The following is a 23,525-nucleotide window of genomic DNA, read 5'->3' on the forward strand; positions in this document are numbered from 1 at the left end:
CCGTTCAGCCGGTCGGGTGATCAGGCCGGCCACCGCCGCCCTGATCAGGCCCGGCGGTGCGGGGCATGACGCCCGAGAGCACGAGCTTCTCGTGGGCCGCGATGATCGCCTCCCTGGTGAGCCGGCCGCCAGGACGGTACCAGCTGCACAGCCCGGTCAGGAGCGCGATGATGGCAAAGGTCGCGACCTGGATGTCGTCGACGTCGAACACGCCTTGCGCCACACCGTCGCCGAGGATGTCGGCCAGCCGGCGCTCATAGGCGCCGCGCAGCGCCACCACCGCCTCATAGTTGCGGGGGTCGAGGCTGCGCAGCTCCGAATTGGCGATGAAGACCTCGCGCTTCCGGGTCATGTGATAGCTGACGTGGAAGGCGACGAACGCCCTCAGGCGTTCGACGGGGCCATGGGTGTCGCGCAGCGCTTGGTCGAGCTCGCGCAGGAGATTGTTGATGTGGTCCTGGATCAGCACCGCCAGCAGCTCCTGCTTGGTGCTGATGTGATTGTAGAGCGAGCCTGGCTGGATGCCGACCTCGGCGGCGAGCTGGCGGAGGCTCATGGCCTCATAGCCGTGCTGGAAGATCAGCCGCAGGCCGGCCTTGCGGATCGCCTCCATCGTCGTCGGACCATGTGACCCGATCGTGCGCGCCATCTCGTCCTCGCTGGACCATCCCGGTGCCGATCGCGGCGGATCCGCCACGATAGGGGGTCCCGTAGTGAAGTCTGAAAATTCCGTGGTCTCAAGCAAATGCTGCTCGCCCCGGACCCTACAACAATCCGCTTGAGAATAGAATTTAAAAACGTATGATCGTTTAATTCGAGAAGGACGGATGGCCGCGGACCGGGCCGCCGACGGGCAGGGAGGACAGCATGCGGGCAAAGATGGTACACCCGGGCTCTCAGCGGCCTGAACGGCCGCGACCGCTCTGACGCGTGCTCCCACGGCTTCCCCCTCCAGCCTCGCAACGAAGACGCCGGTCATGACGCTTCACTCCACGATCGATCCATCGTCCTCCGATTTCGCCCGCAATGCCGACGCCATGCGCGCGCTGGTCGCCGACCTCAGGACGAAGCTGGGGCTGGTCGCCGAGGGCGGCGGCGAGGCCTCGCGCAAGCGGCACCTGTCGCGCGGCAAGATGCTGGCGCGTCAGCGTGTGGACCTGCTGCTCGACCCTGGAACGGCGTTCCTGGAGCTGTCGCCATTGGCCGCGCACGGGCTCTATGGCGGCGACGTCCATTCGGCGAGCATCGTCACCGGCATCGGCCGCATTGCCGGCCGCGAATGCGTCGTCGTCGCCAACGACGCCACCATCAAGGGCGGCACCTACTACCCGATGACGGTGAAGAAGCACCTGCGCGCCCAGGACATCGCGCGGCAGAACAACCTTCCCTGCGTCTACATGGTCGATTCCGGGGGCGCGTTCCTGCCGCTGCAGGACGAGATCTTCCCGGACGAGCGGCATTTCGGCCGCATCTTCTACAATCAGGCGCAGATGTCGGCGCAAGGCATCCCGCAGATCGCGATCGTGATGGGCTCGTGCACCGCCGGCGGCGCCTATGTGCCGGCGATGTCGGACGAGAGCATCATCGTGCGCAATCAGGGCACGATTTTTCTTGGCGGCCCGCCGCTGGTGAAGGCGGCGACCGGCGAGGTGGTCACCGCCGAGGAACTGGGCGGCGCCGACGTGCATTCACGCCAGTCGGGCGTCACCGATCACTACGCACAGAACGACGCCCATGCGATCGGCATCGCGCGTCGCATCGTCGGCACGCTGAAGCCGCCGGGCGCGCGCAGCGCGCTGAACATGCGCGAGGTGCGCGAGCCGCGCTATGCGGCGGAAGAGATCTACGGCGTCGTGCCGGTCGACGGCCGCAAGCCGTTCGACGTGCGCGACATCATCGCGCGGGTGGTCGACGGCTCGGAGTTCGACGAGTTCAAGAAGCTCTACGGCCAGACGCTGGTGTGCGGCTTCGCCCACATCTGGGGCCATCCGGTCGGCATCATCGCCAACAACGGCATCCTGTTCAGCGAGAGCTCGCTGAAGGGTGCGCATTTCATCGAACTGTGCTGCCAGCGCAACATTCCGCTGGTGTTCCTGCAGAACATCACCGGCTTCATGGTCGGCAAGAAATACGAGGCCGGCGGCATCGCCCGCGACGGCGCCAAGCTGGTGACTGCGGTCGCGACCGCGTCGGTTCCCAAGTTCACCGTGGTGATCGGCGGCTCCTACGGCGCCGGCAATTACGGCATGTGCGGCCGCGCCTATGCGCCGCGTTTCCTCTGGATGTGGCCGAACGCGCGCATCTCGGTGATGGGCGGCGAGCAGGCCGCGATGGTGCTGAGCCAGGTCCGCCGCGACGGCATCGAGGCCAAGGGCGAGAGCTGGCCTGCGGAAGAGGAAGAGAAATTCCGCAGCCCCATCCGTGCGCAATACGAGGCCCAGGGCAATCCCTACTACGCGACGGCGCGGCTGTGGGACGACGGCGTGATCGATCCCGCCGATACCCGCCTTGTGCTCGGGCTCGGATTGTCTGCCGCCGCCAATGCCCCGGTCGAGCCGACCAAATTCGGCCTGTTCAGGATGTGATCATGGCTCGTCCCGGATTGTATCGTCGTTTTCGCAAGCTCCTGATCGCCAACCGCGGCGAGATCGCCGTGCGCGTCATCCGCACGGCACGCGCGATGGGATTGAAGACCGTCGCGGTCTACTCCGAGGCGGATCGAAACGCGCTGCATGTCGCGCTCGCCGACGAGGCGGTGCTGCTCGGCCCCGCACGCGCCCGCGATTCCTATCTCAACATCGAGCGCTTGATCGAGGCTGCGAGGCAGACAGGCGCCGAGGCGGTTCATCCCGGCTATGGCTTCCTGTCCGAGAGCGCCGAATTCGCGCAGACCTGTCTCGACGCGGGCCTGGTGTTCGTCGGGCCGACGGCCGCGATGATCACCGCGATGGGTTCCAAGTCCGGCTCCAAATTCCTGATGGAGCAGGCCGGCGTGCCGCTGGTGCCCGGCTATCACGGCGAGGCGCAGGACGAGGCGACGCTCGCCAATGAAGCCGCGCGGATCGGCTTTCCCGTTCTGATCAAGGCCTCCGCCGGTGGCGGCGGCCGCGGCATGCGCGTGGTCGATGCAGCCGGCGATCTCGCTGATGCCGTCACCAGCGCCAAGCGCGAAGCCAAGGCGGCGTTCGGCGACGATCGTGTGCTGATCGAGAAATTCGTCCAGAACCCGCGCCACATCGAGGTGCAGATCATCGGCGACAGCCACGGCAATCTGGTGTCGCTGTTCGAGCGCGAATGCACCTTGCAGCGTCGGCACCAGAAGGTGATCGAGGAGGCGCCGTCGCCGACGCTGACGCCGGAGCAGCGGGAGACGGTCTGCGCCGCGGCGCGTCGCGCGGCCGGCGCGGTCAACTATGTCGGGGCGGGCACCATCGAGTTCGTCTCCGACGGCCGCGACGTGTTCTTCATAGAGATGAACACGCGCCTGCAGGTCGAGCATCCCGTCACCGAGTTGATCACCGGCGTCGATCTCGTCGAATGGCAGTTGCGCGTCGCCTTCGGCGAAGCGCTGCCGCTGACGCAGGACCAGATCCGCTTGCATGGCCATGCCATCGAGGCACGCGTGTACGCGGAGAATCCCGCCAAGAATTTCATGCCCTCGGTCGGCACGATCAAGACCTGGCGGCTTCCCGCTGAAACCGGCGGCCTGCGCATCGATGCCGGCTATCGCGAGAGCGATGTGGTCTCGCCCTATTACGATGCGATGCTCGCCAAGATGATCGCCTGGGCGCCGACCCGCGAGGTTGCGATCGAGCGGCTCAACCGCGGCCTTGAGGACACCGACGTCCGAGGCATCGTCAGCAACATCCCGTTCCTGTCGTCGCTGCTAACGCATCCCGACGTCGTGGCCAACGCGATCGACACCGGTTTCATCGAGCGCCATCTGACACATCTGACCCAGTCGGGGGCGGTGGCCGGCGACCTCGAGCTCAGTGCCGCCGTCGCGGCCATTCTCATCGGCGAGCAGACCGCGGCCAAGGAGCAAGGCTCGCCGTGGCGCGCATCCGGTTGGATGCCGGTGGGACTGCGGCAGCGCGTGTTCTCGTTCCGCCAAAGCGCGGCGAATGAACCGCGGACCGCCACGCTGGCCTATGGTCCCAGCGTGCAGCGCCTGTCGATCGAGGGCCGTGAGACCTCGTTCTCGGCACTTCCGACTGATGACGGCGGCTTCGACCTTGTGTGCGACGGCGTCAAATCCCATGTGGTGGCCGTCATCGAGGGCCATGAGCTGTACCTGCGGACCCGCAACGGCCGTTTCGATCTGCATTGGATCGATCCGTTCGGCGGTGACGACGAGGAGCAGGCCGGCGAGGACAAGATCGTGGCGCCGTTGCCGGGGACCGTCGTGGCGCTGCTTGCGCAGGAAGGCGCCGTCCTGGAGAAGGGTGCGGCGATCCTGACGCTCGAAGTCATGAAGATGGAGCAGACCCTGCGAGCGCCGTTCGCAGGCCGGCTCAAGGCGATCAAGTGCAAGGTCGGCGACATCGTGCAGGAAGGCGTCGAACTGGCGGACCTCGAACCGTCCGCCTGATCCTCGAACCGAAGAGGTCGGCATGAGCGAGAGCGTGCGCATCATCGAAATGGGCCCGCGGGACGGCCTGCAGAACGAGAAGATGTCGATCAGCGTCGCCGATCGCATCGCCTTCATCCGCGCGCTGGTCGCGGCGGGCCTGACCACGGTCGAGGTCGGCGCCTTCGTCTCGCCCAAGGCGATCCCGCAGATGGTGGGCTCGGACGAGGTCATGCGCAGTGTGGCTGCGCTGCCCGGCGAATTCCATGTGCTGGTGCCCAACGTGAAGGGCTATGAGGCCGCGCGCGCTGCCGGCGCCAGGGTGATTTCCGTGTTCACTGCGGCCTCCGAGAGCTTCTCCCGCGCCAACATCAACTGTTCGATCGCGGAGTCGCTGGAGCGCTTCAAGCCGGTGATCGCCCACGCCAGGACCGACGGCATCAGGGTGCGCGGCTACGTCTCCTGCGCGCTGGGCTGCCCGTATGAGGGCGAGATCAAGCCGCAGGCAGTAGCCGGCGTGGCCAAGGCGCTGTGGGATCTGGGCTGCTACGAGGTCTCGCTGGGTGACACGATCGGTGTCGGGACGCCGCTCAAGGCAAAGCAGATGCTGCGCGCCGTCTGCGACGACGTGCCGGTGACGCATCTGGCGATGCATTTCCACGACACCTACGGCCAGGCGCTGGCCAATCTCTATGCGGGCATGGAGGAGGGCGTCCGCGTCATCGATGCCGCGGCCGGCGGCCTCGGCGGCTGCCCGTTCGCGCCGGGCGCGACTGGCAACGTCGCGACCGAGGACGTCGTCTACATGCTCGAAGGCATGGGCATCCGCACCGGCGTCGACATGACGAAACTGCTGGCCGCCACCAACGACATGAGCCGGCTGCTCGGTCGGCCACCCGTCAGCCGTGTTGCAGCGGCGCTGAACGCGAAGAACATGCGAGCAGCAAATGGCTGAAGGGGCGAATAGCGAGTAGGGAAAGGCAGACTCGCCGTATTCCCTATTCGCCACTCCCTATTCGCCATTCGCCGCGTGTCAGCGGCTGAGATCCGGCCCCATCACGAGATCCGGCAGCGCCGTCGAGATCTGCGGCACGAAGCAGAGCAGCAGCACGGCGGCCATCATCAGCAGGACGAACGGCAGCGTGCCCCAGATCACCTCGCGCAGCGGGATGTCCGGCGCGACGTTCCTGATGACGAAGATGTTCAGACCCACCGGCGGGTGAATCAGGCCCATCTCCATCACGATCGTCATCACCACGCCGAACCAGATGATGTCGAAGTTTGCTGCCCGCAGAGGCGGCAGGATGATCGGGGCAGTCATCAGGATGATCGATACCGGCGGCAGGAAGAAGCCGAGCACGACCACCATCAGCAGGATCGCGAACAACAGTTCCCAGCGCGGCAGGTGCATCGCCACGATGGACTCCGCAACCGACTGCGAGATGTGCAGGTAGCTCATCACGTAGGAGTACAGCAGCGACATGCCGATGATCAGCATCAGCATGGTCGATTCGCGCAGCGTCGCCTTCATGATGGGCGCGAGATCGGCCGGGCTCCAGACGCGGTAGATGATCGCGATCAGCACGAGCGCGAGGATGCCGCCGAGACCGGCTGTTTCCGATGGCGTGGCGAGGCCGCCATAGAGCGCGACCATGACGCCGGTCAGCAGCAGCACGAACGGAATCACGCGTGGCAGCACGGAGAAGCGCTGCGCCATCGTAAAATCGTCCTTGGTCAGGATGTCCGACCACGCGCCCGATTTCTCATAGACGGCTTTCGCGCGCGCATATTCCTGCCGGAAGCGCACCACCGAATAGACGCCGAACAGGGTCACCAGCAGCAGCCCGGGGCCGATACCGGCCAGGAACAGCCGTCCCAGCGATTTCTCCGCCGCGATCGCGAACAGGATCATCGTAATCGAGGGCGGCAGCAGAATGCCGAGCGTGCCGCCGGCCGCGATGATGCCGGCGGCGAAGCCGCCGGAATAGCCGCGCTTGCGCATCTCGGGAATTCCGGCCGAGCCGATCGCCGAGCAGGTCGCGGGGGACGATCCCGCCATCGCCGCGAACAGCGCGCAGGCGAACACGTTGGCGACGCCCAATCCGCCGGGCACGCGATGCAGCCACGCATGCAGCGCCGAGTAGAGGTCCTGGCCTGCGCGGGAGCGGCCGATCGCCGCGCCCTTGAGGATGAACAGCGGGATCGATAGCAGCGTGATCGACGCCATTTCCTCGTAGACGTTCTGCGTGACCGTATCGAGCGACGCGGCAGGCATGTAGATGGCCATGAACACGACGGCCACGGCGCCGAGCGCGAACGCGATCGGCATGCCCGCGAACATCGCAAACAGGGTCGAGAGTCCGTAGGCAACCCCAATTCCGAACACGCTCATCGACGCGCTCCGGTCAGCGGAGCCACGATCTGCAGCAGCATCTGCAGGCACAGCAGGGTCATCCCGGCGGCCATCAGGCCGTAAGGGATCGCCAGCGGCGGCGACCACATCGAATTCGAGACCTGACCATCGACCCAGGCCTCATGTGTCAGGGTCCAGGATTTCCAAGTGAAGAAGGCACAAAACAAAAAGCTCGCGACGTCGACCAGCCAGAGCCTGATCTTGTTGGCGAGCGGCGACATCAGCCCAACGAAGGCTTCGATGCTGACGTGGCCGCGATGCTCCTGCACATAGGCCGCAGTCATGAAGGTGGCGCCGACGAGCAAGAACACGGCGGCTTCGTCCTGCCAGTAGTTGGCGGCCTTGAACAGTGCACGGCCCGCCACGCTGTAGCTCAGGATGAGGCAGGCCGCGACCAGTGCGAACGCGGCCAGAACCACGATGATGCGATTGAGCAGCGAGACAACACGCTGGAGCGGCGCCAGCGGACCGCTGGCGCCGATGGCTGTCGTGGCCTCGGTATCGATAACGGGCGCGTGCATCAATCAGGCCGCGACGTCGGAAGCGAGCTTGAGGAGCTTGGCGCAGTTCGCAGACTTGCCGCCATAGTCCTTCCAGGCCGTGTCGCGGGCAATGTCGCGCCATTTGTTGACGGTCTCGACATCGAGCTCCACAACCTTCGCGCCCGCCTTTTCGTAGACCTTGGCAACTTCGATGTCGTCGTCCTGCGCGCCCTTGCGCCCGAACGCCTCCATCTCCGCGCCGACCGCCAGGAGGATGTCCTGCTGGTTCTTCGGCAGCTTGTCGAACGAGGCCTTGGACATCATCAGCGGCTCGAGCATGAACCAGTACGACGCCTTGGCGCCGGAGGTCAGGGCCTTCGACACTTCCTCCAGGCGGAACGAGATCAGGCTGGTCGACGAGGTGATGCCGGCATCGCAGGCGCCGGTCTGCATCGCGGTGTAGATTTCGTTCGATGGCACCGACAGCACCGAGGCGCCGGCGGTCTGCAGCACCATGTCCATCTCGCGCGAGCCGCCGCGCACCTTCATGCCCTTGGCGTCCTCCGGCGTCACCAGCGGCCGCGATCGGCTTGCAACGCCGCCCGCCTGCCAGACCCAGGTCAGCAGGATGATGCCCTTGTCGGCCAGAAAATCGCTCAGCGTCTTGCCGACCGGCTCATTCTTCCAGCGCATGCCCTGGTCGTAGGTCGTGACCAGACCCGGCATCAGCGCGATGTTGGTCTCAGGCACTTCGCCGCCGGCGTAAGGCATCGGATAGAGGCTGATGTCGAGCGCGCCCTTCCGCATGGCCGAGAACTGCGCGACGGTCTTGATGAGCGAGGAGTTGGGATAGATCTCGGTCGCGATCTCGCCGCCGGAGCGCTTCGCAACCTCCTCGGAGAACACCCGGCAGAGCCGGTCGCGGAAATCGCCCTTGTCAATGGTGCCGCCGGGAAACTGGTGAGAGATCTTCAGCGTCGTTGCTGCGTGGGCCGTACCGGTTCCAAAACGCAGCATGGCCGGCGCAGCGAGCGCGGATGCGATGACATGACGGCGTGTGAGCATGAGATTTCCCCTGAACAACTTCTGGTTGGGTTCCCGACCCGGTTCGTTGGCGTGACTTATACCAGCCAATCTGTCGAGCTTACCTCTAGCCGAACTAGACAGTTCGTTCGAGGCCAAATGCATGGGAAGCGACATATTGCTGCGGCGCACGTACCGGCCTGTGAATCCCTTGCGCGGTTGTACTAACATGATCTTGCCGGGCAAAATTGTGTCCTCGATTCCGGAACGGGACGCATTCGAGTCAAATTTGATCGAACAAAATTCTCGCCCGCGCTCGTAACAATCGCCTTCATCGGAACGTCGATATCCAAGAACGGCGCGTCCGTCGCCGTCGAACCCCGTCATACGAAGGAGCGATCATCATGACCAATCGTAGCCGCCTCATCCTCGGTATCTCCGCTGCCGCCCTCGCGTTCAACGTGGCCGTCGCGCCGGCGGCCTTCGCGGAGGACAAGATGAGCAAGGACGATGGGATGAAAAAGGGCGCGATGTCCCACGACGGCATGAAGAAGGACTCGATGGCGAAAGACGCCATGAAGAAGGACGATGCCATGTCCAAGGACGGGATGAAGAAGGACGACGGCATGATGAAGAAGAACTAGCTCGTCTCGCACGGCATCGTGCGATGGGACGACCGTATCAGTCCCATCGCCGATGAATTGAGGAGTCGCGCGATGCCGGACGCGACGACGCGCAGGTCTGGTGGCGGCGGCGTCGCTGCTTACTTCTTCTTTCCACGGGCCTTGCGCGCGGCGTAGCGCGCATCACGCTTCGCCTTCTGCTCGGCTTCCATCTCGGCCAAGCGGGCGGCTTCTTCTTCCGCCTCGCGCGCAAGCCGGGCACTCTCGGCGGCCTTGGCCTCTTCCTCGAGACGCTGCTGCTCAGCCTTGGCGGCCTCGCGCTCCAATCGCTGCTGCTCGCGGCGGGCGGCGGCGGCCTCGCGCTCCTGCCGTCGCTTCACGACTTCGGGATCGTCCGGTCCCGGCTGCGATTTGAACTTCTGCACGATGCTCTGGCGGGCCTGCTGCGCGGCCTTCTGCCGATCGGCAAATCCAGGTTCCTTGAATCCTCTCATGGAGACGTCGTCACTTCGCTATTTGGGTGTTCGATCAGGGTGTGGTCGGTCAGGGGCTGCACGCGCCGCCAGGCAATTCTTCCACGAGTTCGTGAACACGAGCGGAGGCCGACGCGAGCCCGTGTGTATAGGATCGCATGCGTCGATGACAAATGCTTTATCGCCGCTCCTCCACATCCGTCCTGCCTGGCGCTTGCATGGCGCTCGCCGGAGGCTATGTAACCATCCCCGTCGCTGACGCAGGTCGGCCGGCCGTGAGTCGCTTCACGCCTCGCGGGCACCAGCGCACCGCCCGGGTGCGACATCCAACGGAGTTGACCGGCATGACCTCTGTTCGCCGCGGGCGCATGGCGCTCGGCCTCGCGCTCGTCGCTCTCGTGGTCAGCGCATGCGTGATGACGGCGGTCCTCGCCCGCCCGAGGCCCGTTTCGGCCGGTGTGCTGGGTTCCGAATGGGAATGCGGGCAGCTGTTCTGGGTGACGAGCTGTACCCGGATCGAATCGATCTCGCCGGCATCGCGCCAGCAGCAGCAACCGCACGGTGAGGCCGCTGGCCTGCGTGCCGCCTAGGCGCACCGGCGATGAGTACGCAGGGGCCGGATAGACGTGGCGCCGTGGCGGCACTCGTGTTCGCGGCGCTCGTCGTGGCCTTCGGCTTGTGGCTGGCCCGCAGCCTGACCTCCGCAAGCCGGATGCAGGACTGCCTGATGTCGGGACGAACCAACTGCAATGTGATCGTGCCCGACCGGTGACCGCCGATCTGCCCGTACGGGATCGGCAAGGCCGCGCCGGCGAGTTTGCATGATCGGAGCGGCGAATCAGCCGGCGTCTCGGTTAACCTGACGGCAGCAGGTTGACGGCAGCAGGTTGACTTGGCCGCAAAATCGTCGGGATTCTACCCGTTTGTCGCGCAAACTATGGTGTGTCCGGACCATCCACGCCGAAGCCGGCGATCCGGGATCATCAATCCGCATCACACCCCGCGTGCGCGGCAACCAGCGCAGACGGCGGGCGATCAAGGGTAGGGGAGAATGACGTTGTCCAACCAGAGCACACGGTGGCTGCCCGCGTTCGCGATCCTGACCGCGGTCGTGATCCCCGCCCAAGCCTGGGCGCAAACCCAGGACCAGGCTGGTCCTGGCGCCGGGCATTCGCCCCAGGCCCGCCCGCCGGCTGTCATTCGCCAAGCGCCGACCCAGGGAGGGCAACCGGCCGGCCAGCCCCATGTCCAGATCCCGCGGCAAGCCGGCCCCATGGCCGGCCAGCCGCAGGGAGCACAGCCGGGCGCACCGCCGCGGGCTGCCGTTGGCCCTCAGGGACGTCCGCCGGGAGCCGGTCAGGGCTACGCAGCGGGCCACGGCCCGGGCCCTGGTCCGGCGATGGCCGGGCGGGGACCGGATGCGCGTTATGCGCACGGCCGGGTCGCGGTGCGCGACTATGGTGGGCAGTCTTATCGCGGCCGGGTCGGCTGGGAGGGTGGCCGATGGCGGCACGAGGTTCACAACGGCCGCCCGGGCTGGTGGTGGGACGTCGGCGGCGTCTGGTACTATTATCCCGAGCCCATGGAAGGGCCGCCGACCTACGTGTCGGAGGACTATGCTGACGATGTGGTCTATGCGCCGTCGGCGGCCTACGAGGCGCCCCCGCCGGTTGCCTACGAGCCGGCGCCGCCTCCGGCCGAAGTCGATCCGGGCGCCAGCGCGCTCGGGGGCGCGATCATCGGCGGGGTGCTCGGCGGTATCCTCACCGGCAAGGCGGGCGGTGCCGCGGCGGGCGCCGTGCTTGGTGGTGCCACCGGCGCGATCGCCGGCGCTACGGCTGCGGCGCGACCAGGCTACTATCTGTCGCAGGGCGATTGCTACTATCGATATCCGTCGGGAGAGTATGTGGCGGTCGATCCGCGCTCCTGCTACTGAGCGCTGCCGACGGTCGCGCTGCAGTGAGCTTGGTTGGCCGCTGCGGAGCTCTGGCCGAATCTCCGCAAAGCTCCGGAGCGGGAGTTGGAGCGAATCTTGATAGACTCCACTTCATTGTTCGTCACTGTTCGAGAGGTGAGAGCTCCGGGGCCATGACCAAGGCGTCCAAGCTGGTTGCCGCCAAGGGCGGAAGGGTTCTCCTGGTCCGGCGCCGGGCCGACGGGCGCTGGATGTTTCCGGGTGGCCGCAAACGCGCGCAGGAGACGGCGAAGGACTGCCTGAAGCGCGAAATCAAGGAGGAGCTTCCCAAGCTCAAGCTCGGCCGGCTGCGGCTGTGGAAGGAAGTCACCGCCAAGAACAAGCGCTCGGGTCGCAAGATGAGCGACGCCATCTTCATCGCCAAGCATGCCAAAGGGCGCCTGGAGATCGGAGACAAGAAGGAGATCGACCGCGCGGTGTGGCAAAAGCCCTACGGACTCAGCCTGACGCCGACGTCGCGCTACATCCGCGACCAGCTGTTTCCACGAAAGTCGGACTGAACCATCGTATGCTGGGAACATCCCGGCCGCTTGGGCGTTATCTGCCCATGCCTTACGATAGCACAGACAGACAGCCTCGCGTCCTCTCGCCGGAAGAGCGTCGGGCGCGTGACGCCACCCGCAGGGCTGATGCCGAGCAGGCCATGCGCGATCACGAGGCGGCCCAGCGGGCCTTTTACGCCAACCGCGAGCGGCTCAGGGCCGAGCGTCTGGCGCGGGAGGCCGCCACCAAGTCGGGCTGACGGGCGTTCCTGTCAGCTCGCCTTGCGGCTCCGGAACGCGTTCGCCATCCGCAGGAACGCTTGATCCAGCAACGCATACATGTCGCCGGTGATGTCGCAATCGAACATCGCGCGGCGCATGCATGTCATCCACTCGTCGCGCTCGGCGTCGCCGATCGGATACGGACGGTGCGCGGACATGATGCAGCGATGTTCGGCCCGCTCGAAATAAAGCGCTGGCCCGCCCAGCCATCCACTGAGAAATTCGAACAGCAACTGCTTGATCGGACCGAGATCGGCGTCGTGCATCGCGCGGATGCGGCTGGCGCCGGGCTCCTGGTCCATGATGGTGTAAAAGCGCTCCGCCAGACGGCGCACGCCGGCTTCGCCGCCGACGAGCTCATAGGGCGTCGCCTCGTTCACAACTGCTTCTGCTTCGCTGGCCGAATTCGCTGCCGTCATCGCATCTCATTTCCGCTCGCCCCTCTGCAGCCAACAAGCGGCAGAGGTATGGCGCCTTGATCTGGATCAAGCGGGAAAACGAGCGTGCGTTCGGGCTAGCGGATGCTGGCTTTGACGAGGCGCTGCCGGTCGGTGTCGGCGGCGATCTGGCGCAGCGTCTGTCGGAGCAAAGCGAGGTCGACCGGCTTGGAGAACGGCGGATAGACATTCAGGCCGAGGATCTTGCCGGCGCGGACCGTGACGTCGCGGGTCTGATCGTCGGAGCCGCTGATGATCAGCACCGGGGTGCGGGATTTGATGTCCGCCAACAGCTGCAACACCTCGGTGCCGGAGCGCTCGCCGAGATTCAGGTCGAGCGTGATGCATTCGAAATTGCGCCGGCGAAGCACGCTCATCGCGCCGTCGACCGAGTTCACGCCGGTCGTCGCAAAGCCTGCCTGCACGGCGATCTTGCGCAGGATCGACAGATGAACGTCGGCATCTTCGATCACGAGAAGTTCGTTCAGCATGGTCCCCGCGCGGCTGGTGTGTCGGCTACAGATGGACCCGCGGAACTTAAGAGGGGGTTTCTGATTTCCTCGTAAACATTCGATCCCGTAGAACAACGGAAAATCTGCACGCTATCCGCCATTGCCGCGGCGTCGCGCGGCTCAGAACGGCCGCCGGCTCGACATCGCGTTGGAGGAGCCTGGCAGATTGGTCGTCGGCGTCGAAGCGGGCGGTGGCAAGCGGCCGCGCGATTGGCGCCAGTGCTGGACGTGCAGGAGGATGCCGGCCACCAGCAGAGGCGCGACGGCGGCCACCGCCAGCAGCGGCGACAGCGGCTTGGGGGTGACCATCTCCATCGTCATCTCGCAGACCATCCAGATGGCTGCGGACGCCAGCACGAAGTCGCGGGAGGGGATGCGGAGCCAGTACAGGAAGCCGGTGATGATCGCGGCCGGCGCAATGATCGGGCCGATCATGTAGAAGTTCAGCTCGGGCGGCGTCACGGCGTCCAGAACCATCGATGCCAGCAGCCACAGGCTGAGGAACATCACAACGCCGTCGACGTATCTCATGGCCAACCTCCGCCGCGACATTTTGGCGCAATCTTTGTCCGGTTTATGGCTGTTCCGTCAAGGGGCATGGCGTCCCGGGCCGATTTGCAGCCCGATCCGGCGGATTCTCGCTCGCGCCAGGGATGCGGACCAGTTCCTGGTTCCACGACCATCCCCTGCTCAATCCGCCGAAAACCCGAACGGAACCGACGACGTCCGGAAATCGTCCGGCAGGATCTCGCGCCCGATCGGCGGCGCGGAGCGTGCCGCGCATTTCGGCCGGTGGCAGACCCGGCAGGCGACGCCGATCGGGGTCGGCGCGTCGGCGTCAGGCCCGTGGCCGTCCCGGGTATAGATCAGCTGGCCCGCATGCTCGGCGGCGCAGCCGACCGCAATCGCCCGCTCGACGCGGACGGCGCCATAGGAGCCGCCGCCGGCGGTCACGGTGCGGGCGATCGAGAAGAACCGGCGGCCGTCGGGCAGCTCCAGCCATTGGGTCACGATCTGGCGCGGCGTCTTGAAGATGCCATGCACCGACCACAGCGGGCAGGCGCCGCCATGCCGGGCGAACGGGAAGCCGGCGCCGTCGAGCAGCTTCGACACGTTGCCGGCGGGATCGACGCGGATCAGGAAGAACGGGATCCGTTCCGCGCCCGGCTTCTGCAGGGTGGTGACGCGATGCGCCGTCTGCTCGAAGCTGGTGCCGAACTGCCGCGCCAGCGCCTCGAGATCGTAGGCCCTGGCATCGACGGCTTTGGCGAAGATCGAATAGGGCATGATGATCGCAGCCGCCGCGTAGGCCGCGAGCGCGCGGCGCGCCAGCAGCTCGGCGGTCTTGCTGGCGAACTTGCCATCCTCGAGTGCCGCGCCGATTTCGGTGTCGAGCTCGAGATAAGCGAGCTGCCGGGCGAGCTCGAATTTCAGGCTCGCGCTGTCCAGCGAGTCCTCGATCAGCAACTGACGGCGGTGCAGGTCGAGCCGCCTGAGCGAGCCGAGCATCACGTTCGGCGGCATGTAGCGGACCTGGAGATTATGCCGGGCGCGAAAGCGCTCGATGAAGCCGGCCGGCCCGGCGGAGACCTGCGGAGCCCCCGTCGGCGCCCCCTGGAAGATGGCCTGCGCCAGCCGCTCGGCGGCATCGTCGAGCTGGGCAAAGTTGTTACGGCGGGCGGCGAGGAAGCGGCGGACATCGGCGACGGGATCGTTGGCGTCGAAGCCGTCATTGCCAACGCGCGGCGCGCTGCCGGCCGGCACCGGAGCGCGCTGCTCGGCCAGCGCGAGCTGCTCCTCGCGATACGCCGTGTAGAGGCGCAGGAAGGCCTCGGTCATGCCGGGATAGCTGACGGCGAGATCGCTGATCTCCAGCGCGGGGATGTCGATGTCGGAGAACATCGGGTCCTTGAGGACCGACTGCATCCGCGCGGTGTGGTCGGCGCCGCCGTCGCCGGCGAGATCGGCGAGGTCGATCTTGTAGGTCCGCGCCAGCCGCAGCAGCATGTCGGCCGTCACCGGCCTCTGGTTCCGCTCCAAGAGCGCCACGTAAGGCGCTGAGATTTCGAGGTCCGCGGCCATGTCGGCCTGGGTCAGGCCGAGCTCGCGCCGGAGCCGGCGCAGGCGCGGGCCCATGAAGATCGATCGTGCCGTGGCGGTGGTCATGGCCAAATTCCGGTCTTGTAATCTCCTTACAGCTATACACGAGAAGTTTGTAAAGTGTGACAAGTTTTCCGCGCAATGTCTGGTCCGCCGGCGCCGGGTGCTTACAACAGGTCCCAGGTTGTCCTTAACCAAGGGATCACGGACATGAACTTTCAACCGCGTGGACTGAACGACCAGGCTCTCCAGGGCCCCTCGTCCTACCAGGCCGAGGTCGAGGCGGCGCGTGCGCTGCTCGAGACCAACCCGACCTGGAACGGCGTCACCGCCGAAGCCGTGGCGCGCATGCGCCTGCAGAACCGCTTCAGGACCGGCCTCGACGTCGCCCGCTACACCGCGGCCGTGATGCGCGCCGACATGGCCGCCTATGACAATGATAGCACCAAGTACACCCAGTCGCTGGGCTGCTGGCATGGCTTCATCGCGCAGCAGAAGCTGATCTCGATCAAGAAGCATTTCGGCAAGACCGACCGCCGCTACCTCTATCTCTCGGGCTGGATGATCGCGGCGCTGCGCTCCGAGTTCGGCCCGCTGCCGGACCAGTCGATGCACGAGAAGACCTCGGTGCCCGCGCTGATCGAGGAGCTCTACACCTTCCTGCGCCAGGCCGACTCGCGCGAGCTGAACGATCTGTTCCGTGCGCTGGATGCGGCCCGCAAGGCCGGCGACAAGGCCAAGGAGACCGAGATCATCGCCAAGATCGACGGCTTCCAGACCCACGTCGTCCCTGTCATCGCCGACATCGACGCCGGTTTCGGCAATGCGGAAGCGACCTATCTGCTCGCCAAGAAGATGATCGAGGCGGGCGCCTGCGCGCTGCAGATCGAGAACCAGGTGTCGGACGAGAAGCAGTGCGGCCACCAGGACGGCAAGGTCACCGTGCCGCATGACGTCTTCCTGGCCAAGATCCGCGCCTGCCGCCACGCCTTCCTGGAGCTCGGCGTCGAGGACGGCATCATCGTCACCCGCACCGACTCGCTCGGCGCCGGCCTGACGCAGCAGATCGCCTTCTCCAGCCAGCCCGGCGATCTCGGCGACCAGTACAACAGCTTCCTCGACTGCGAGGAGGTCACGCCCGAGAACGCCCGCAACGGCGACGTCATCATCAACCGCGACGGCAAGATGCTGCGTCCGAAGCGGCTGCCCTCCAACCTCTACCAGTTCCGTCCCGGCACCGGTGAGGACCGCTGCGTGCTCGACTGCATCACCTCGCTGCAGAACGGCGCCGACCTGTTGTGGATCGAGACCGAGAAGCCGCATATCGAGCAGATCGCGAAGATGGTCGACCGCATCCGCAAGGTGATCCCGAACGCCAAGCTGGCCTACAACAACTCGCCGTCGTTCAACTGGACCCTCAACTTCCGTTGGCAGGTCTATGACGCGATGAAGGAGGCGGGCCAGGACGTCAGCAAGTACAACCGCGCCGAGCTGATGAAGGCGGAGTACGATGACACCCCGCTGGCGAAGGAAGCCGACGAGCGCATCCGCACCTTCCAGGCGGATTCGGCCAAGCGCGCCGGCATCTTCCACCACCTGATCACGCTGCCGACCTACCACACGGCCGCGCTCTCGACCGACAACCTCGCCCGCGAGTACTTCGGCGAGCAGGGCATGCTGGGCTACGTCAAGAACGTCCAGCGCGCCGAGATCCGCCAGGGCATCGCCTGCGTCAAGCACCAGAACATGGCCGGCTCCGACATCGGCGACGACCACAAGGAGTACTTCGCCGGCGAGAAGGCCCTGAAGGCCGGCGGCGCGCACAACACGATGAACCAGTTCGGCTGATCTCTGCCGGGTGAACTGCTGAACTGATGAGACCCGTCTGGAGCCAATGGCTTCAGGCGGGTCTCGCTTTCTGATGGTACGCCTAACGGCGGAGTGCGGTCGCGTACGCGGCTTAAGGTTTGTGGCGCACTCGCTCCACACCGTCATGGCCGGGCTTGTGCCGGCCATCCACGTCGATCGGCGTCCTTGGAACGCCATGGATGCCCGGGCCTTCGCCGAGCCGAAGCGGCTTCGGCCGCGCAGGCGGGACAAGCCCGGGCATGACGAGTAACAAATTGACCAACTTCGTGTGGCTGAGGATTGTCTCGTCATCTGCGACCGCTTCGCCCCAGCGCGACCACCTCAGCGCTCGCTCAGCGCCAGCCGCGCGCCGAGCAGGGCGAAGCCGCCGGCGAACGCCCGGCGCAGCCACGCCATCACCCGGGGGCGGCTGACGACGCGATCGCGCACCGCTGAGGCGAACAGCCCGTAGACCACGAACACTGCAAACGTCATTGCCATGAACGTGCCCGACAGCTCGAGCATGGCGGCGAGCGGATGCACGTCGTCCGCGGCGATGAACTGCGGCAGGAAGGCGAGGAAGAAGATCGACAGCTTGGGATTGAGGATGTTGATCAGGAAGCCGGTCAGCACCACGCGCCCGGCCGAGCGCGCCTCGTCCTTGGCTTCCACGGAGAGCGCGCCGCGCTCGCCGAGCGTCTGCCAGGCCATGTAGAGAAGATAGGCGACGCCGCAATATTTCAGCGTGGCAAAGGCCAGCGCGCTGGTGTGCAGCACGGCCGCGAGGCCGACGATGGCGGCGAGCATCGCCGGGATGATGCCGAGCGTGCAGCCGAACGCAGCGGCGATGCTCATCCGCGACCCCTTCGTCAGCGCCACCGCGAGCGTGTAGAGCACGCCGGTGCCGGGCGAGGCCACCACGATCAGCGAGGTCAGGAGGAAGGCGTAGGACATCGGGGAAGCTCCTTGGGAGAGACGAGGCGCATCAGCGGGCAAGGCGCGGCCGCAGTCCCAGCGGTGCCGTGCTCGATCTCGGCGAGTCGCCGACCGCCGACCACCGGTGACGGCCACGATGTCAGGGAGCCCTCGCCATTTCAACCGGCTCCGGCGCCCGATGCGGCCGCTGCATCGCCTCGAGGTGAGGGCCGGCGGCGTCGGCCTCGCCGCAGCCGGCGAGCACGATGGCGCCGATCGTGAGCCGTGGACTCGTGCCGCAATGTGACGGCCAGGCGATGATGGCGGCGATGTTGCCGAGAAAGAGAACGACGAGCAGGACGAGCATGGCCCGCCGTCCTGTTGGCGTGGGTGACGACATCGGGACTTCCTCACGATTCGGTTGACGCGGTCGCGGCTACACCGCGACGATCGCCATCGGTTCGATCGCGTGCGGCCACAGATGCGAACACACGCCGCGGACGCGGCGCTTTTGCGCAGGTCGGATGTCGCCATGTAAGATCTTGTTGCTGTTCGTGCGCGCGCTCCCGGCAGCCGGTGATTGAAAGCCGCGTGCGTCCGCACCGCAGGGGCGCAACGGGCGACGGCGCTCAGTCCCGCCGCATGACGATCGATCGGCCTGATCATCTGAACCTCATCACGATGCAGGAGGGGGGGCGGGGCAGGGGACGTGTTCGACCGTCATCGCGACGCCTTGCGCGCCCGAGCTGTGCCGGTCGTCTTGCCCTCCAGCAAACAGAGGGCGCGGGGAATGCCGGGCTGCTGGCCGCAACCCATGGCCCGCCTGCAGAAGAAAAAGCAGGCGGCAGTCACCACAGGTTCAGCCGGATCAACCCGGCATTCCCCGCGCGATGGTCTTCACGCTTATACGCGATCTCCCCGGTGTCCGGCTTGATAGCCACCGTCGCCCTCGGGGTCATCATTCCCCGGAGGACTTGGCGCCAGCTTCGGGGCGCCAGGACCACGCGATTTCACGTCCGCACGGAGTCGTTCGTCCGCGCGCCTCAAGCACGCTGCGACCCGCCTGCGGCCACCGCATCCCGCGCCCAACGTCCGTGACGATCGCGATCCGCCCCTCTCGAGGAGCACGGGATGGGGACAGTCAATCATGAGTTTCGGAAAAATGGAAGAGGAATATTTTTCAGAAGCGGACTGGACAGGGGTGATCGTGTTGAGCGGCCTGATGAAATAAGTTTGTCCGCGCATCCTCACAGCACATGTTGCTGGAAAGCGCAGCGCCGTCGCGCCATGATCCGGGCTGCCCACCGGTCACTGCAACCTGTGCGGGTTCCGAACGCGCCGCCCTGGCATTGATCGCGAGGAAGGTTGTGGCGGAGCAACCGCGTCATGTTGATGACCCTGAATTCCCGCCGCTGGCGATCGTCTGACACATGACCACCGACGTATTTGATGCTGGGACGACAGCGACTGTGTCCTGTCCGCAACGTCATCGGTTTTTGATAGTCGCTCTATTCCCCCTAAGGTTGCGGCTATTGTTCCCCAGATCGGCCCCTGCTACCGCTAGTCAACAACAGTAGGGGTGCTGTGGGGGCTCAAATGGACTATTTGCGTTGGATGGCCACCTGGCTGGCCATCCTTGGAGGGGCGTGTCTTGGCGGGTGTGCTGCGCCGCTTGCGGTCAACAATGTGACCGACATCAGGTCCAGCACGGGCAGCCGAGGAATTGACGTCTACGAGCCGAAGCGCCGAACCGACGCAAGCGTGCCCGAGTTCGCGGGTGACCAGCTTGTGGAAGTGCGGACTTTTCACAATCCCGGCGGAGGAGGCGAGGTCGAGATGGCCGGGGCCTCATGCTCACTGGAAGCCTCCGGTTTCAGCGCAACCATGACGAGCCCCGCGAAGGTGCGCGTGCCGCTCTATCGCGGACAGTCGAGCACGCTTGCCGTGACCTGCCAAAAGCCCGGCTATCAAAAGCGGATGATCACGGTCGCGCCGTTCGATGCGACGCGCCAGGCTCGTCTGGCCAGCGGCGTCAACGGCGGTATCCTTGGTGCGGTCATCGTGGCAGGCATCGATGCCGCCGCCGACAACACGAAGAACGACTGGCGTTATCCCGTGGCGAAGGTCGTGCTGGAGGCCGATGCCCCCGGCGGGTAAGGGACGGATCTTTCGTCATTGGCGGTTACGGTTGCGGTGACAGTGCATGAAACTGCCGCGCCAAGTAGCGAGGTCAATTTAGCGCACGGGAATTCTCGCTCAAGGCCGCCCGACCGGAGGCAGTCCCCGGGCCTGCCGCAAGCACTCGGTTTCGGACTGTCCGCGCCACCGGCAGTCGTCATACTTGATACTTGGTCGACAGGAGCGCGACCATCAGGACAGCGATCAGCACCATGCACGCCAATGCCTGACGATTGTCTGCCTTCATGGATGGCTCACGCCAGTCTAACCTGTCCCGGCGCATCACGCTGGAAAACGTTGCGCCGTCGCGCCATGATCCGGCCGTGGCCGCATTTCATGCTGGCCGGCCGCTGCAACCTCGGCAGGCGCCACGCGTGGCGACGGCGCGTCGCCGGACACTGAACCCTGGAGTGGACGACCATGAGAGCCCTCGCGCTGATCCCCCTGATCGCATGCCTCGCCGGCTGCGGGATGGTCGACGCCGTTCAAAACGGACTTGCCTACAGCCGGGCTGTCGAAGCCGACCTCCTCGCCGAAACCGGCGTGCGTCCCGCAGTCGGCTTCAACTGGAACAACGGCACGCTGACGTCGGTCATGGTGACCTTCCCCAAGCTCTACACCGCCAAGCCGCTGCCGGAGCTGTCGGAGAAGGTCCGGGCCGCGGTGATCAAGGAATTCAAGCAGAGTCCGAAGCAGCTGGTGCTCGGGTTTGCGGTGAGCGGGTGAGGGGCTAAGGCAGTGCGGCCGCGTTACCTGACGTCGACGGAAGTTTAGTGCACTGTTACCGTAACCCGAAGAACGACTGGCGTTATCCCGTAGCGAAGGTCGTGATGGAGGTCGATCCCTCCGGCAGGTAAGGGACGGATCTTTCGTCATTGGCTTGAATGCAGCAGGCCGCCCCATCGTCTCGGCGCACTAATAGCAATAAGTATTCTGCGCGCACGAGTTAAAGCGATCAATCTGCTTTTTTCTCTCCGACGCCATATCGTCAAATTCCATTCGCAGACAATCCTGATATTCAACAGATCTTCTTTGATAGCGCTCCACTTCATCCCGACACGTTTGAAAAGTCACTTCATCACGACTTATGGCCATTGCGTCGACACAAGACGGCTTTCGCGGGCGATCGCAATAGTACGTCTGGGCGTATGCCGCCGACATCTGGAAGGCAACCTGCATTACAATTGCCGATATAGCTGCAGCTGTTGCGCATAATGCCGTGTTCATGTCAACTCGCTCCTCTTCGTCTTCAGCTTGATCTCGATCAGCCGACGGATCGGCTCACCTGTTGATCGAGTATCGTCACGGCTTTTCGCCCGCGATACGCGGGATACGGTGACAGCACACAAAACACAATGTTTGGTTTGGCGGGGCGGAAATCGTCGAACCGCGCATTCCGTATAGGCGGGGATGGACAAGAAGATCAGGTCTGAGGAATATTTAGCCCCCCCTTTTTGAAAGGTACATGACCATGCTCCTTGAGACCCCGGAAGCAACCGTACGTCGCATCCATGAGTGTAATCCGGAGACGGCAGCGAAGATCATCAGCAACCTTTCACCCGGCGAGGCAGATCAGGTCTTGCTAGTGTATCGAGACCGATATGAGAGGCCGGATGGCGATCGTAATTTTCGCCTATTGGAGCGCCGCTTATTCGAGCGGAAATAAGGTGCCAGCACGCTTAATCAAGTAGTTCAGCCTCCTGACAGTCGCGCAAGAGAGGGCTATTCAGCGCAGCGTCGCTCTTTCCTTGCGAACCCTTCGTCACGCCCCCGCAGGCGCCTGTGACACCTCGACGACGTGCAGATCGGGTCCCTACGGCGATCACGATCGTGTAGGTCTTCGCTGCGCCGGCCTGGTCGGTCGGGAAGGGCCAGATGGAGTGTCCGCCGTAACGCTCGCCCGGGCATCACGGTATTGGCCTTGATCACGGCCTGCTCCAGCATCGCCATGTTGCGCTGACCGGTTTCGATGGGGATTACGGTGACAGTGTACTAATTAGCTGGGTGAAAGCGACGGCTAATATTGTGCACTGTCACCGTAAGTCCCTCTTGCTGCCACAGGTCCTCGAAATGCCTGTCACAGAAATTATCTGTGTCTCACTTAAGGGGGGCGGTCCAGCACTGTCACCGTAATTCTAGTCAAAAAGGCCCGTTACTCGTGCTTTGTGCAAAAGATAGGAAATGAAGGCGGAACAGGCCCCAATCATGAACAAGGCATCTGCCTCGTCGACATCGGGCGCGCCCTTGTCTAGTAACGCGTGCCGAATTCCTTGCTCGTCGCTCGTGAAGCCATATATCGCGAGAAATCCCTTCTTCAACGCGCCATGTATGTTGGTCTTCGTTTCGAGGTTCGCCAAAGCCTTGCTGAAATCGGCATGAGGCTCAAGCACGCGAACTACAGATTCTACGGCGTGCATACTTTCTCGTACGCTATCCGCGAAGTTGCCCGCGGTCAAAGCCTGACTTGCGAGCCGAAGATGCTCCCGTCCGCCGGTCAATCCGGGAGCGACCTTCAGGTCTACGAAAGCGCGCTCGACCGTCGCGGCTTCCTCATCGGAACCGAGGGGGCAGAGGATGGCGCCATCTACAACCCGGTAATGTGATAGACAGGAGGTTAGGATGCGCTGAATGTCATGTGAGAATTGAGGTGTTGGCTTGAGGCGGAGAATGTGATCAATCCAACCGTAGAACGTCAACCAGTTTCCTCTCATGATCACCGACTTCACTTCCTCCGTAGCGCGCGAGAAACGAGCGTCAAATTCATCGATCGGCAGGTGGAAAAGGTGCACATGCGCATGCATCAGCGCATTCTTCCAATTTCCGCCGACGTACGCATACGTATTCCGAACGGACGTGCGTCCAAGTTCGGTGTGTATGTAGCTCCAAAGAATGGCCCTTAGTTTCCGACTCACTTCGGTTCGCTTCAACTGAGAAGGCAGTGGTTCTTCACCCTCTGCCTGAGCGAACGTGAGCGTCTTGCGCCGAGCGATTTCATCGTCATTCATGGGCCTGTTTACCGTTTAGCGTGACATGACGGCGCCGTTCTTACTTCCGACGGCAAGTCGCGGCTAAAGACCCGCCGAGGGGTAGCTCGGGCCGAGACGATAAGAATTCGAATTGCGGTGCACTGCACGTAATAACCCCGATGGGGTGGGTTACGGGAGACTCATGAAGCCGCTCCTGATCAACTCGACGATCCGATGATGCCCTTG

At 64.6% G+C, this 23,525-nt stretch carries 24 protein-coding genes; 12 read left to right on the plus strand and 12 right to left on the minus strand.

Annotation, left to right across the window (positions count from 1 at the left end; translation table 11 throughout):
* Positions 1–4 precede the first annotated feature (4 nt).
* The gene (locus QX073_RS06135) at positions 5–649 is read right to left on the minus strand and encodes a TetR/AcrR family transcriptional regulator (RefSeq protein ID WP_316225456.1); all 645 of its coding nucleotides are present in this window, start codon (positions 647–649) and stop codon (positions 5–7) included.
* Positions 650–977: 328 nt separating this feature from the next.
* On the opposite strand from QX073_RS06135, the gene QX073_RS06140 reads away from it, so the two are divergent.
* From QX073_RS06140 to QX073_RS06150, 3 genes are read left to right on the plus strand one after another with little or no spacing between them, the layout of a single operon-like run.
* Positions 978–2,585 (plus strand): carboxyl transferase domain-containing protein, encoded by a 1,608-nt coding sequence (locus QX073_RS06140; protein ID WP_316225457.1) that lies wholly within the window; start codon positions 978–980, stop codon positions 2,583–2,585.
* A gap of 2 nt (positions 2,586–2,587) precedes the next feature.
* A complete protein-coding gene (locus QX073_RS06145) occupies positions 2,588–4,591 on the plus strand; it encodes an acetyl/propionyl/methylcrotonyl-CoA carboxylase subunit alpha (protein ID WP_316173685.1) in 2,004 nt (667 codons plus the stop codon).
* A 22-nt stretch (positions 4,592–4,613) separates the two neighbouring features.
* Positions 4,614–5,525, plus strand: coding sequence for a hydroxymethylglutaryl-CoA lyase (locus QX073_RS06150; RefSeq protein WP_316173683.1), 912 nt, complete (start codon positions 4,614–4,616; stop codon positions 5,523–5,525).
* A gap of 78 nt (positions 5,526–5,603) precedes the next feature.
* Here QX073_RS06150 and QX073_RS06155 read toward each other — a convergent pair whose 3' ends face one another.
* From QX073_RS06155 to dctP, 3 genes are read right to left on the minus strand one after another with little or no spacing between them, the layout of a single operon-like run.
* A complete protein-coding gene (locus QX073_RS06155) occupies positions 5,604–6,962 on the minus strand; it encodes a TRAP transporter large permease (protein ID WP_315712058.1) in 1,359 nt (452 codons plus the stop codon).
* Positions 6,959–7,504, minus strand: coding sequence for a TRAP transporter small permease (locus QX073_RS06160; RefSeq protein WP_315751628.1), 546 nt, complete (start codon positions 7,502–7,504; stop codon positions 6,959–6,961). Before QX073_RS06160 ends, QX073_RS06155 begins: the two co-directional genes overlap by 4 nt.
* A 3-nt stretch (positions 7,505–7,507) precedes the next feature.
* A complete protein-coding gene (gene dctP / locus QX073_RS06165) occupies positions 7,508–8,530 on the minus strand; it encodes a TRAP transporter substrate-binding protein DctP (protein ID WP_315826912.1) in 1,023 nt (340 codons plus the stop codon).
* Positions 8,531–8,892: 362 nt separating this feature from the next.
* On the opposite strand from dctP, the gene QX073_RS06170 reads away from it, so the two are divergent.
* Positions 8,893–9,132 carry a pentapeptide MXKDX repeat protein gene (locus tag QX073_RS06170; protein ID WP_315755521.1) on the plus strand — a complete coding sequence of 80 codons (240 nt, stop codon included), beginning with the start codon at positions 8,893–8,895 and terminating at the stop codon, positions 9,130–9,132.
* Between the two features lie 119 nt (positions 9,133–9,251).
* Here QX073_RS06170 and QX073_RS06175 read toward each other — a convergent pair whose 3' ends face one another.
* Positions 9,252–9,605, minus strand: a complete 354-nt coding sequence (locus tag QX073_RS06175) for a DUF6481 family protein (RefSeq protein WP_315712052.1) — start codon at positions 9,603–9,605, stop codon at positions 9,252–9,254.
* Positions 9,606–9,928: 323 nt separating this feature from the next.
* Here QX073_RS06175 and QX073_RS06180 point away from each other — a divergent pair, with 323 nt between their 5' ends.
* From QX073_RS06180 to QX073_RS06200, 5 genes are all read left to right on the plus strand, one after another.
* Complete coding sequence (locus tag QX073_RS06180; protein WP_315712050.1) at positions 9,929–10,174, plus strand: hypothetical protein; 246 nt, start codon at positions 9,929–9,931, stop codon at positions 10,172–10,174.
* Between the two features lie 11 nt (positions 10,175–10,185).
* The gene (locus QX073_RS06185; RefSeq protein ID WP_315751625.1) at positions 10,186–10,356 is read left to right on the plus strand and encodes a hypothetical protein; all 171 of its coding nucleotides are present in this window, start codon (positions 10,186–10,188) and stop codon (positions 10,354–10,356) included.
* Between the two features lie 279 nt (positions 10,357–10,635).
* Positions 10,636–11,520: a hypothetical protein gene (locus QX073_RS06190; protein WP_410052301.1), complete on the plus strand. Its 885-nt coding sequence runs from the start codon at positions 10,636–10,638 to the stop codon at positions 11,518–11,520.
* A gap of 152 nt (positions 11,521–11,672) precedes the next feature.
* Positions 11,673–12,059, plus strand: coding sequence for an NUDIX hydrolase (locus QX073_RS06195; RefSeq protein ID WP_315712048.1), 387 nt, complete (start codon positions 11,673–11,675; stop codon positions 12,057–12,059).
* Between the two features lie 47 nt (positions 12,060–12,106).
* Positions 12,107–12,301, plus strand: coding sequence for a hypothetical protein (locus QX073_RS06200; RefSeq protein WP_316203593.1), 195 nt, complete (start codon positions 12,107–12,109; stop codon positions 12,299–12,301).
* 12 nt (positions 12,302–12,313) lie between these two features.
* Here QX073_RS06200 and QX073_RS06205 read toward each other — a convergent pair whose 3' ends face one another.
* From QX073_RS06205 to QX073_RS06220, 4 genes are all read right to left on the minus strand, one after another.
* On the minus strand, positions 12,314–12,742 hold the full coding sequence (locus QX073_RS06205) for a group II truncated hemoglobin (protein WP_315712045.1): 429 nt from the start codon (positions 12,740–12,742) through the stop codon (positions 12,314–12,316).
* A 95-nt stretch (positions 12,743–12,837) separates the two neighbouring features.
* The gene (locus QX073_RS06210; protein WP_315712626.1) at positions 12,838–13,251 is read right to left on the minus strand and encodes a response regulator; all 414 of its coding nucleotides are present in this window, start codon (positions 13,249–13,251) and stop codon (positions 12,838–12,840) included.
* A 141-nt stretch (positions 13,252–13,392) separates the two neighbouring features.
* Complete coding sequence (locus tag QX073_RS06215; RefSeq protein ID WP_315712044.1) at positions 13,393–13,803, minus strand: hypothetical protein; 411 nt, start codon at positions 13,801–13,803, stop codon at positions 13,393–13,395.
* 159 nt (positions 13,804–13,962) lie between these two features.
* Entirely contained in the window at positions 13,963–15,438 is a 1,476-nt protein-coding gene (locus tag QX073_RS06220) for a short-chain fatty acyl-CoA regulator family protein (RefSeq protein ID WP_315826916.1), read from the minus strand.
* A 144-nt stretch (positions 15,439–15,582) separates the two neighbouring features.
* On the opposite strand from QX073_RS06220, the gene QX073_RS06225 reads away from it, so the two are divergent.
* Positions 15,583–17,220 carry an isocitrate lyase gene (locus tag QX073_RS06225; protein WP_316225458.1) on the plus strand — a complete coding sequence of 546 codons (1,638 nt, stop codon included), beginning with the start codon at positions 15,583–15,585 and terminating at the stop codon, positions 17,218–17,220.
* A gap of 342 nt (positions 17,221–17,562) precedes the next feature.
* Here the strand turns inward: QX073_RS06225 and QX073_RS06230 are convergent, their stop codons facing one another.
* Both QX073_RS06230 and QX073_RS06235 read right to left on the minus strand, forming a co-directional pair.
* Complete coding sequence (locus QX073_RS06230; RefSeq protein ID WP_316225459.1) at positions 17,563–18,174, minus strand: LysE family translocator; 612 nt, start codon at positions 18,172–18,174, stop codon at positions 17,563–17,565.
* 121 nt (positions 18,175–18,295) lie between these two features.
* Entirely contained in the window at positions 18,296–18,502 is a 207-nt protein-coding gene (locus tag QX073_RS06235; RefSeq protein WP_316225460.1) for a hypothetical protein, read from the minus strand.
* 1,229 nt (positions 18,503–19,731) lie between these two features.
* On the opposite strand from QX073_RS06235, the gene QX073_RS06240 reads away from it, so the two are divergent.
* Both QX073_RS06240 and QX073_RS06245 read left to right on the plus strand, forming a co-directional pair.
* The gene (locus QX073_RS06240; RefSeq protein WP_316164807.1) at positions 19,732–20,292 is read left to right on the plus strand and encodes a hypothetical protein; all 561 of its coding nucleotides are present in this window, start codon (positions 19,732–19,734) and stop codon (positions 20,290–20,292) included.
* A 441-nt stretch (positions 20,293–20,733) separates the two neighbouring features.
* Entirely contained in the window at positions 20,734–21,039 is a 306-nt protein-coding gene (locus tag QX073_RS06245; RefSeq protein WP_315712035.1) for a hypothetical protein, read from the plus strand.
* Between the two features lie 1,409 nt (positions 21,040–22,448).
* On the opposite strand, the gene QX073_RS06250 is transcribed toward QX073_RS06245, so the two are convergent.
* Entirely contained in the window at positions 22,449–23,318 is an 870-nt protein-coding gene (locus tag QX073_RS06250) for an AbiJ-NTD4 domain-containing protein (RefSeq protein WP_316225461.1), read from the minus strand.
* Between the last annotated feature and the right edge of the window lie 207 nt (positions 23,319–23,525).

This window comes from Bradyrhizobium sp. SZCCHNS3052 (genome assembly GCF_032484495.1).
GTDB lineage: Bacteria > Pseudomonadota > Alphaproteobacteria > Rhizobiales > Xanthobacteraceae > Bradyrhizobium.